A 10,677-nucleotide genomic window follows, 5' to 3' on the forward strand; every position below is an offset into this window, starting at 1 on the left:
CATCGGTCTATCTCATCCATGAACTGAGCTGCATGCCGTACCTGTCACCGGGGAGTATCCCGAAGCGGGTGGCGGAGCTGGATAAGCAGGCGGGGCAGTTTGTATTACCGGAGCGAAGGGAGCGGAGTTATCCCCGCAGTGTGAAGGCAAGACCACAAAAGTATGCGGTGCAAAAAGCCAATAAAAACAATGCCAGTCAGGCTTAACTGACTGGCATTACCGTTACTGGGGGATTTTTATTTCTATCAGCTATCACGACACAGCAGTTAACCCACCAAAAACGCTCTTAACCGGGCAAACTCCGCTGGCAAATTAACGGAGAGCAGCGGCAGTTCGGCGTGCTTGGCGAGCGGGCCGGGTAGCGGTACATCCAGATGCAGGATCTCGTCCACCGACTCTTTGAACTTGGCGGGGTGGGCGGTGCAGAGGAACACCCCTACTTCGTCCTCGGCCAGCTGTTCCCCCAGCAGATCCCAGGCAATGGCGCCATGGGGTTCACAGAGGTAATCCAGCTGGTGCAAGCGCTTGAGCGCATCACGGGTCTGGGCGTCATCACGCATACCAGAGCCCAGCGTTTCCAGCGCCCAGCCCTTGCGGCGGCAGAGCTCCTCTACTCTAGGCCAGTTGTTGGGGCGGCTGACATCCATGGCATTCGACAGGGTTGCCACCGTCTGGTGCGGCTCCCACTGACCGGTTTTCAGGTAGCGCGGCACGGTATCGTTGGCGTTGGTGGCGGCGATAAAGCGCTTGACCGGCAGCCCCAGCGCCTTGGCGATGAGGCCCGCAGTGAGGTTGCCGAAGTTGCCGGACGGCACGCTGATGACCGCCTTGGCGCGGTCGGCTTTGGGCAACTGGGCTACCGCCTCGAAGTAGTAGCACACCTGCGCCAGCAGCCGGCTGATATTGATGGAGTTGGCGGAGTTGAGGCCAATCGCCTTTTTCAGCGCCTCGTCATCAAAGGCATCTTTCACCAGCGCCTGACAAGCATCGAAGTCGCCGTCGATGGCGATGGTACGGATATTGCCGCCGAGGGTGCAAAAGAGCTTCTCCTGCAAGGGGCTTATCTTGCCCTTGGGATAGAGAATGACCACCTCAATCCCCTCCAGCCCGTAAAACGCGTGGGCCACGGCGGCGCCGGTGTCACCGGAGGTGGCGGTGAGGATAGTGATCTTGTCGTTAGTGCGGAAGGCCGCAAGGCACTGGGCCATAAAGCGGCCACCAAAATCCTTGAACGCCAGGGTCGGGCCGTGGAACAGCTCAAGGGCATAGGTGCCATCTTTGAGCTTCACCAGCGGCGCCGGGAAGGTGAAGGCGGCATTAATCAGCTCGCTGACTTTGGCTGCGGGCACTTCGTCCCCCAGCAAGTGGCTGAGGATGCGGGCCGAGCGTTCGGCCAACGGCAGATCGAGCAAGCCATCCACATCGGCCAGCGGTGCAATCACCTCGGGGAAAAACAGCCCCTGCTCGCGACCCAACCCTTGGCGCACTGCCTGGGCAAAGCTCACCTGTTCACTGTTATCTTTGATGTTGTAAAGATTCATAGCTCGCTTCCTGTGACCCGTGCCCCAGCCATGTCTATGGTGCAGACTCGGGCAAAACCATCTTCGTTCTGGACGAAATGTGCTTCCATCCACTCTTTCATTCGCTCGGCTTGCGCCCGCTCTTTCATCACCACGAACACGGTGGGGCCGGAGCCGGAAATACCGGTGGCCAGCGCCCCGTTTTGGGTGGCTTGTGCCCGCACGTTGTTAAAGCCGTCGATCAGCGCCGCGCGGTAGGGTTCGGCAATCACGTCTTTGAGTACGCTGGCGGCCAGTTGCTCTTGCCCGGTGTAGCTGGCATGGACAAACGCAGCCAAGCGGCGACCGTAGGTGAGGCAATCTTGGCGGCGATATTGGGCGGGCAGAATGGCGCGGGCCGCAGCAGTGGAGACCACCGTGCCGGGGTAGCAGACGACCCAGTACCACTGCTCGAACACCGGAATGCCTTGGCTGAGGACGCCGCCCTCTTCCAGCACCAGCTGCATGCCGCCCAGATAACAGGGGGCGACGTTGTCGTAGTGAATGGAGCCGGAGATTTTGCCTTCCATCTCCCCCATTAACAGCAGCATGTCGTGCTCATCGAGCGGCTTGCCGTGAAAAGCGTTGAGCCCCTCTAACGCCGCCACCACGCTGCAAGCGCTAGAGCCAAGGCCGGAGCCCACCGGCAGGTTTTTCTCCAGCACCATCGCCAGCGGCTTGAGTGTCAGGCCGCGCTTTTCCAGCGCCGCGCCATAGGCGACCCAGCAATCGTAGAGGATGTTCTTTTTCGGATCGTCCGGCAGCTTGTGGGCATAGCGGCCCACAGAGGAGAGGGCAAAGGCCACGTCAGCCGCTTTCACTTGCACCCGATCGCCGAGCAGGGAGCCATCTACGGGGGCGAGCGCCGCCCCCAATACATCAAACCCAACGCTTAAGTTAGCGCTAGAGGCGGGGGCGTAGGCCACCACGCTAGTGCTTTGGTTCATGTCTGAACTCATGCTTACAACTCCTGCTTCCAGTTCTGGGTGCGCAGCACGTCAGCAAAGACGCCCGCTGCGGTCACTTCGGTACCGGCGCCGTAGCCGCGCAGCACCAGTGGGATGGGCTGGTAGTAGGTGGAGAAGAAGGCGAGGGCGTTCTCGCCATCTTTGACCTTGAATAGCGGCTCATCGCCACCGACTGCCTTGATGGCGACCTTGCATTTGCCACCCTCGATGGAGCCGACATAACGCAGCACCTTGCCTTGCGCTTGCGCGGCGGCAAACTGGTCGCGGAACCAGCCATCGGCTTCGGGCAGGCGAGCCATAAAGGTCTCGACATCGCCACTGGCATCAAAGCCCGGTGGCAGTGCCTGCTCGACCTCGACGTCGGCAAGCTCCAGCGCCATCCCGGCTTCGCGGGCCAGAATAAGCAGCTTGCGCGCTACGTCCATGCCGTTGAGGTCATCCCGTGGGTCCGGCTCGGTAAAGCCATTGCTGCGGGCGATCTGGGTCGCCTCGGAGAACGCCATCCCTTCATCCAGCTTGCCGAAAATAAAGGAGAGCGATCCGGAGAGGATGCCATCGAAGGCCCGCAGCTTGTCGCCGGCCATGATCAGGTTTTGCAGGTTTTCAATCACCGGCAGCCCGGCGCCGACGTTGGTTTCATACAAGAACTTACGGCGAGTCTGGCGGGCGGTGCGGCGCAGCGCCTTGTAGTAATCGAGGGTGCCGGTGTTGGCTTTCTTGTTGGGGGTCACCACGTGGAAACCGGCCGCGAGGAAGTCGGCATACTGGACGGCGACCGCCTCAGAGGAGGTGCAATCGACGATCACGGGGTTGATCAGGTGGCTATCTTCCACCAGTTTTTGCACCGCTTCTAGGCTAAAGCTGCTTTGTGCTTCCACCAGCTGGTCACGCCAGTTGGTCAGATTCAGCCCATCTTTATTGACCGCCATCTGGCGGCTGTTGGCGATACCCACTACCCGCAAGCCAGTGCCCTGTTCGGCCAGCACCGGTTGCTGGCGGGCAATCTGATCTACCAGTGCGGCGCCGACGCCACCGACCCCGACCACAAACAGATCGATAAAGTGCTGGCTGCCAAAGAAGTTCTGGTGACAGGCTTTGATGGCCTCGGCCACTTTGCGATCCCGCACCACGGCGGAGATGGAACGCTCGCTGGAGCCTTGGGCGATGGCAACAATATTGATGGAGGCCTGCGCCAGTGAGGTAAAGAAGCGGGCCGCCATCCCTTTGCTGGTGCGCATGCCGTCGCCGATCAGCGAAATGATCGCCAGATCCTGCATGATTTCGAGGGGCTCAAGCAGCTGGTTTTTCAATTCGAGTTCAAACTCGCGCTCAAGCACTTTACGTGTCTTGTCGTGGTCATAGCTGTGGATACAGAAGCTGACACTGTACTCGGAAGATGATTGGGTGATCAGTACGATACTGACCCCAGCGCGAGAGACGGCAGAGAAGATCCGCCCTGCCATGCCGACCATCCCTTTCATGCCGGGGCCTGAGACGTTGACCATGCACATGCCAGACAGATCTGAGATGGCTTTGACTTTCAGGTCGTCATCACCGCTCTCTGGCCCGATCAGGGTGCCCGGTCCCTGCGGGTTGAAGCTGTTTTTGATCAGGCAGGGGATGTGGAACTGGGCCACGGGGGCGATGGTTTTCGGGTGCAGCACCTTGGCGCCAAAATACGAGAGTTCCATCGCCTCTTTGTAAGAGAGGGTTTTGAGCAGATAAGCATCTGGCACCAGTCGCGGGTCGCAGCTGTAGCAGCCCTCGACGTCAGTCCAAATTTCGCAGCATTCGGCATCGACACAGGCGGCCAACACGGCGGCAGAGTAGTCAGAGCCGTTACGGCCTAGCAGCACGGTTTCGCCTTTGTCGCTGCCACCGGTAAAGCCCGGCATCAAATAGAGACAATCACTGCGCAGCCCCTTGGCGGCAAAGCGCAGGCGAGAGGCTTCGATATCAACATGGGCTTCGACATAGCCGCCATCGGTGGCCAGCAGCTGCTCGGGCACGATGAGATCCAGCTCAAGGCCGCGTACCCGTAGCAGCTCGTGCATAAAGGCGATGGAGAGGTTCTCGCCACGGCTCAAAATGCGGGCTTGTATGTTATCGGGGCACAGCCCCAGTAAGCGGATCCCCTGCATCAACCGCTCGACCTGATCGAGCTCGCTGGTCAAGCGCGCTTGCAGTGCCTTGTCATCCAAGGCTGGGTAAGCCTCTTTCAAACCAGCCAGCAGGCGCGAGAAAATACCGTTGATTTCAAACAGGGTACTGCTGGCATCCATCCCACGGCTGGTCTGTTCCACCAGCGCCACCAGATGGTTGGTCACTTTGGCCGGTGCCGAGAGCACCAAGGCCACTTGAGATTGACCATGGGTATTGACCGCAATATCGGCCACCCGTAGAAAACGTGACGCATCAGCCAGTGACGACCCGCCAAACTTTAACACTCTCATCGCTATCTCTCCCTGTAAGTCTCTGAAAAATCGCCTAAAAACTATCCAACAAAAAGGCCCGTACTGGGTGGGTACGGGCCTTTTTAAGATTTCTGTGCTTGTTCGTCAGCGCATCAACCGGCCCCAGTGCCACCTGTGGTGGTACCGGTAATAATGATGGTGGTGATGACGCGGCAAAAATCCATGACGAACGCTCTTGAACAAAACTGGCCTGTAGCAATACCGCGTCAGGCGCTGGGCTGTCAACTTAAACCTTGCCGCCGAACCGGCGAACCAGGTCTTTACAGAGCAGATGCAGCATATTCAGATCCCGCTGCGGCAGCATAGGCACTCGGTCCATCACCCACTGGTGTAGCTTTTCATCCTGAGAAACACCAATTTCACCTAGTATTTCTGCTGTTTTTTGTTTTAGCACCCTCACTTGGCCAACCGTATCAAAATTTTCTGCTACTGCCTCGCTATCGGTCGCGGTTGGGGTGTCGAGCAGAGGGCTGAGCTCATAGGCATAGAGCATGATGGCCTGACCTAAATTGAGCGACGGATAACTCACTTTGAGCGGTAAATAGCTGATCAGATCCACCTGCGCCAGCTGCTCGTTAGAGAGCCCTGACTCTTCACAACCAAAGACAATGGCCACGTTGTTGAGGGAGGGTTTAGCGAGGATCTGCGCTCGGATCTCCGCTGGGGTGAGGTAGTGCTGATAGCGGCCACGTTGGCGTGCGGTGGTGGCGATGACCAGATCCATGTCGGCGAGCGCTTCGGGCAAGCTGTCGAACGCCTCGGCATGGCTCAAAATCTCCTGTGCGCCGTGGGCGACCCAGTTTGCCTCTTCTTCTTGATGTACTCGACTGGCCACCAACCGCATGGCGTCAAAGCCCATGGTCTTCATGGCGCGGGCAGCGGCGCCCACATTGGCGGCACGGGCTGGGGCCACCAGCACAAAATAGAGCTTCATCGGGTTGTCTCCTGGGCAGGGATCATGGCGCGGGCCGCGGCGGATCATCGGTAAAACAGGGGCGCAATCTAGCGTTTTTGGCCCAATATTACCACTTGAACGGCACCTTGAAGGTTGCCATAGTGGCCAAACGGGTCAGTCCATCAGCGGGCTACGCCAAGTCGGTGTGGCCTGCCAGCGCACAAGGAAGAGCAGCCAGATGCCACAGCCATTGGAACAGGCCATCGCCGAGACGATTTTGCAGCGCTTCACGTCATTTTATGGCCATTTTCTTGCCATCACCCAAGGCAGTAAAAGCCGCTTTGAACACAGTGACTGGCTGGGGGTTCAGTTGGCCGGACGTGAGCGTATTCGCCTTTATGATCATTACGTTGGGACCACCACCACCAACATCAAGCTGATGATGGGGGAGCGAACGCCTACCCAAGCTCTGCTCAAACGGGTCAAGGGGGCGTTTAGCGATCTGCTACCCCAGTGTGACAACGTGGAAGTGGCGGAGTCGTTTTTTAACTCGGTTTATCGCCGGATTTTCCGTCATCGCAATATTTTCGCTGAAAATCTCTATATCCACCCGTTTATCAGCCGAGCCGAGCAGCCTGATTTAAGCCCCTTACTGCGGGTCTACCGCACCACCCTGAGCCACCTGCCACAAACCTTGAGCCAACTGCTAGGGGATTACACCTTTACCCTGCCTTATGAGGATAAACAGCAAGATATTGTCGATATTTGCCGTCATCTTGCGGAAAGTGGGCCGGCTATATTGCACCATGAACCGTTTGCTATTGAGTTGCTCAAGGAGGTGTTTTATCGCAATAAAGGGGCCTATTTGGTGGGGCTTATCAGGGTTAAGGGCGAGGTTTACCCCTTTATCTTGCCGCTGCTGGGCACCGGCCACAGCCTCTTTGTTGATACGGTGATATTTGAGCCTGAGCTTGCCTCTATCGTGTTTGGGTTTGCCCGTGCCTATTTCATGGTCTATGCCCCAGTGCCTGCGCTGTTGGTGGCTTTTTTACGCCAAATATTGCCCCACAAAGCGGACTATGAGATCTACAACGCCATTGGCTGTCAGAAGCATGGCAAGACCGAGTTCTACCGCCACTATCTGCGCCATGTGGCCGCCAGCCGCGATCTCTTCATCATTGCGCCCGGCATTAAGGGCATGGTGATGAGTGTGTTTACGCTGCCCTCTTATGATGTGGTCTTTAAAGTGATCAAAGACGAGTTCACGCCGCCCAAGGAGGTGAGCCACGCCCAGGTGAAAGCGAAGTATCGGCTAGTGAAGCAGCACGATCGGGTAGGGCGCATGGCTGATACTCAGGAGTTCACTAACTTTGAGTTTCCGCTCGCGCGGATATCGCCCGAGCTGTTCGCTGAGCTCACCGCCGTTGCCCCGTCTGCGATCACCGTCAGCGGGGACAAGCTGGTGATCAAGCACCTCTACACCGAGCGCAAAATGACCCCCCTTAACCTCTACTTGGACAGCGCGGACGAACAGCAGACTCGGCTTGCCTTAGAGGAGTATGGCAACGCCATCAAACAGCTGGCCGCGGCCAATATTTTCCCAGGGGATATGCTGTTTAAGAATTTTGGCGTCACCCGCCATGGCCGAGTGGTGTTCTACGACTACGACGAGATTTGCTACATGACCGAGTGCAACTTTCGCCAAATTCCGCCACCGCGCTACCCAGAAGATGAGCTCAGCGCCGAGCCTTGGTATTCGGTGGCGCCTAATGACATTTTCCCCGAGGAGTTTGCCACCTTCTTATTGCAAAAACCCATGGTGCGTACCGTGATGATGCAGTCACACAAGGAGTTGTTTGATGCCAGTTATTGGCAGGGATTGCAAAGCAACATTAAGGAAGGGGTATTTGCCGATGTGTACCCCTATCGGCGTAAAAAGCGCTTTAAATACCAGCGCGGCGGTTAACCTTGGCCTAGCCAGCTGGCGTTATCAGCAGGTTGTCAGCAAAGCAAACGGGGTGGCTGCTGCCACCCCGTTTGCTTGTCTGTCTGCCATTGCCTATTAGCGGCTGGCGCGGCGCCGGATCACTCCCTCTTGCATGGTGCTGGCAACGAGTACGCCATCTCGGTTAAAGAATTGACCGCGCACCAGCGCCCGCCCGCTACTGGCGCTGGGGCTATCCACCACGTAGAGCAGCCAATCATCGAGCCGGAAGGGGCGGTGGAACCACATCGAGTGGTCGATGGTGGCGACCTGCATGTCCGGCTCCCAGTAAGAGACACCATGCGGCTGGAGTGCGGTCACCAGAAAGTGAAAGTCGGAGGCATAAGCCAGTAGGTATTTGTGCACTCGCAGGTCATCTGGCATCTGGCCATTGGCCTTGACCCACACATGGCGCAGCGGCGCCTGCACCGCAGGGCGCAGTAAGTCGATGTGGGTGGCCGGGCGGATTTCGATCGGCTTGTCGCACAAGATTTTGTCGCGCAAGGCAGCAGGGATCAGGTTCTCGTACGGTTTTACTAAGGCCAGTTCATTAGCCAGCTGCTCCGGCGCGGTGATCCCACTTGGCATGGCACTTTGATGCTCAAAGCCATCAGCGTCGACTTGAAATGAGGCATTGAGATAGAAAATAGGCTTGCCGCCTTGGATCGCTTTGACCCGACGGGTCGAGACTGTTTGCCCATCACGGATGGTTTCAACGTCATACACGATGGGGCGATTGGCATCCCCAGGACGTAAAAAATAGGAGTGAAAACTGTGTACTTGGCGATCACTGTCGACCGTCTGTTGGGCGGCTGATAAGGCTTGTCCCATCACTTGCCCGCCAAATACTGAGCGCAGGCCGAGATCCTGACTTTGGCCCCGAAACAGGCCCTCCTCAATTTTTTCTAGTGCCAACAGGGCTAATAGCTCATGTAATACCTTGCTCATCATCGCTCTCCTCTATCCAGTGCCGCCAAGGCTAACAAGCCCACCTAGGGAGAGCAACCATATCGCCGATGGGGTTTAGCCCCCGGCGAACATCGGGGATGTGCGCTGGTCTCATCGCTATCGCCTATCTTAAAAACAGCGGTCACCGTGTTGTCACGGCGTCTTGCCTTAAAACAACAGCTGAGGATATGTGATGAACAACAACATAACATCTGTACGGCTTGCGGTGGCGCTGGTCGTTGCATTGCCCACGACGGCGTTGGCCGATGATTGGTATGGCGGGATCGGGGCTGGGGTGGCGATAGGTCATGACCTCGCTGCGCTAAGCCAAGCGGTTGATAAAAACCAAACGGCGCTCGCGCTGTTTGGTGGCTATACCCTCAATCAATATATCGGGGCTGAGCTTGGCTATCTCTCCACCGGGGATTGGCAGATCAATGGCAGTGACTTCAAGAGCCAAGGGGTAACGCTCTCGGCCATCGGGCGGTTACCAATCAACCAGACATGGACACTGTTTAGCGAAGGAGGGGGCTATCTCTACCACGTTAGCTCTGGCAATGGCGGTGATGACAACCTAGCGCCATTGGTGGGGCTTGGGGTAACGGCAACGCTCAGTGACTGGGTCGATATTCAAGCCCGTTACCGCTATGTGGTGCGGGTTGGCGATGATCCTGACAATGATCGTATTGATAGTGGCACCCAACGCTGGGTGAGCGACATCAGTACCGCGACGTTAGAGCTAGTGATCCACCCCAATCGCCGCCCGCCTGCTGACCCCGAACCCGCCCCTGTTATTGCCCCTCCGGTCGCCGAGCCGCCGCAGGTGGAGGAGCGCACGTTTAACCTCAGCTCCGATGTGTTATTTGCTTTTGGTGAGGCAGATCTTAAACCGGAAGGGATGACGGCATTGACCTCGCTATACCAACAGATCAGCGAGATACAGCCGAAAGAGGGGAGTGCCGTGGTGATGGGATATACCGATCGGATCGGCTCAGAGGCGAGCAATCAACAATTATCCGAAGCACGTGCCAAAGCGGTGGCTAACTTTCTGATGGAACAAGGACTACCAGCCGGCAGCATCACGATTGAAGGGCATGGCAGCAGTGAACCTGTCAGTGGTGAAGAGTGTGATGCTATGCAAGAGCGGGCGCAGCTTATCAACTGCCTCGCCGCAGATCGGCGAGTGGAGGTGAAAGTAACGGGGTCCCACGCAGTCTCGCCCCCTGAGGCATCCACAGAACCGGAACCTGCGGCGGCAGTCTCAGATTAAGCGCTTCGTATCATGACGAGGGCCATACACCAATGAAGCAGACCGCCATCTTGCTCAGCACCACCAAAGCTAGGGCTGCTTGCACCCCCATTGATGGCGGGTCTCGTCGCGAGGCATGAGCGAGGTCGACGGCTCTGCTGCTTGATGGCTGGGCGTCAGTATGGCGCTCACCATACAAGGAACAATTCAGAGCCTGATAGTGAGACTTAGCGCTCAGGCTCGCATCATGCGGATGGCGTTCCCGCGGCTGGCATGGTGGCCAGTCTGAGTTCAGTGTTTTGACCACAAGCACACCCGAGCAGGTGGCGTGCTATCCGATCCCATACACAGTGCCAATGACATTTTGCAATTAATTGGGACACCCACCTTTTGGTGGCAATCCACTAAATCCACTATAGGGCGACTTGCTGGCACCACAAGGGGGTACGCATTCGAACTGATGCCTGCGAAAGTCGGCTGGTGGGAGAGATTTTCAGGTTTAGAAAGCAACAGCCCCTGCACAGCCATTTACTGGACTATGTGCAATACCCGGAGCTATCGGCAGGGTGGATGCGAAGTAATCAAAGCCGTGGCTGATGG

7 protein-coding genes, 1 pseudogene and 1 other annotated feature are annotated in these 10,677 nt (G+C 57.4%); of the genes and pseudogenes, 3 read left to right on the plus strand and 5 right to left on the minus strand.

Annotated features, from left to right (window positions below; translation table 11 throughout):
• Positions 1–206 (plus strand): annotated as a pseudogene (locus tag CUC53_RS16805) (IS4 family transposase); the annotation flags it as partial.
• Between the two features lie 60 nt (positions 207–266).
• Here CUC53_RS16805 and thrC read toward each other — a convergent pair.
• From thrC to CUC53_RS16830, 4 genes are all read right to left on the minus strand, one after another.
• The gene (gene thrC / locus CUC53_RS16810) at positions 267–1,541 is read right to left on the minus strand and encodes a threonine synthase (protein ID WP_100295194.1); all 1,275 of its coding nucleotides are present in this window, start codon (positions 1,539–1,541) and stop codon (positions 267–269) included.
• Entirely contained in the window at positions 1,538–2,518 is a 981-nt protein-coding gene (gene thrB, locus CUC53_RS16815; RefSeq protein ID WP_100295195.1) for a homoserine kinase, read from the minus strand. Before thrB ends, thrC begins: the two co-directional genes overlap by 4 nt.
• A 2-nt stretch (positions 2,519–2,520) precedes the next feature.
• Complete coding sequence (gene thrA, locus CUC53_RS16820; RefSeq protein ID WP_100295196.1) at positions 2,521–4,980, minus strand: bifunctional aspartate kinase/homoserine dehydrogenase I; 2,460 nt, start codon at positions 4,978–4,980, stop codon at positions 2,521–2,523.
• 47 nt (positions 4,981–5,027) lie between these two features.
• Positions 5,028–5,158, minus strand: a sequence feature (Thr leader region).
• A 69-nt stretch (positions 5,159–5,227) separates the two neighbouring features.
• Positions 5,228–5,935: a tRNA/rRNA methyltransferase gene (locus CUC53_RS16830; protein ID WP_100295197.1), complete on the minus strand. Its 708-nt coding sequence runs from the start codon at positions 5,933–5,935 to the stop codon at positions 5,228–5,230.
• Positions 5,936–6,134: 199 nt separating this feature from the next.
• On the opposite strand from CUC53_RS16830, the gene aceK reads away from it, so the two are divergent.
• Positions 6,135–7,862, plus strand: a complete 1,728-nt coding sequence (aceK, locus tag CUC53_RS16835; RefSeq protein ID WP_100295198.1) for a bifunctional isocitrate dehydrogenase kinase/phosphatase — start codon at positions 6,135–6,137, stop codon at positions 7,860–7,862.
• Positions 7,863–7,958: 96 nt separating this feature from the next.
• Here aceK and tesB read toward each other — a convergent pair whose 3' ends face one another.
• On the minus strand, positions 7,959–8,828 hold the full coding sequence (gene tesB, locus CUC53_RS16840; protein WP_100295199.1) for an acyl-CoA thioesterase II: 870 nt from the start codon (positions 8,826–8,828) through the stop codon (positions 7,959–7,961).
• Between the two features lie 193 nt (positions 8,829–9,021).
• Here tesB and CUC53_RS16845 point away from each other — a divergent pair, with 193 nt between their 5' ends.
• Positions 9,022–10,098, plus strand: a complete 1,077-nt coding sequence (locus CUC53_RS16845) for an OmpA family protein (RefSeq protein ID WP_100295200.1) — start codon at positions 9,022–9,024, stop codon at positions 10,096–10,098.
• The last annotated feature ends 579 nt before the right edge of the window (positions 10,099–10,677 follow it).

It is taken from the genome of Aeromonas cavernicola (assembly GCF_002795305.1).
GTDB lineage: Bacteria > Pseudomonadota > Gammaproteobacteria > Enterobacterales > Aeromonadaceae > Aeromonas > Aeromonas cavernicola.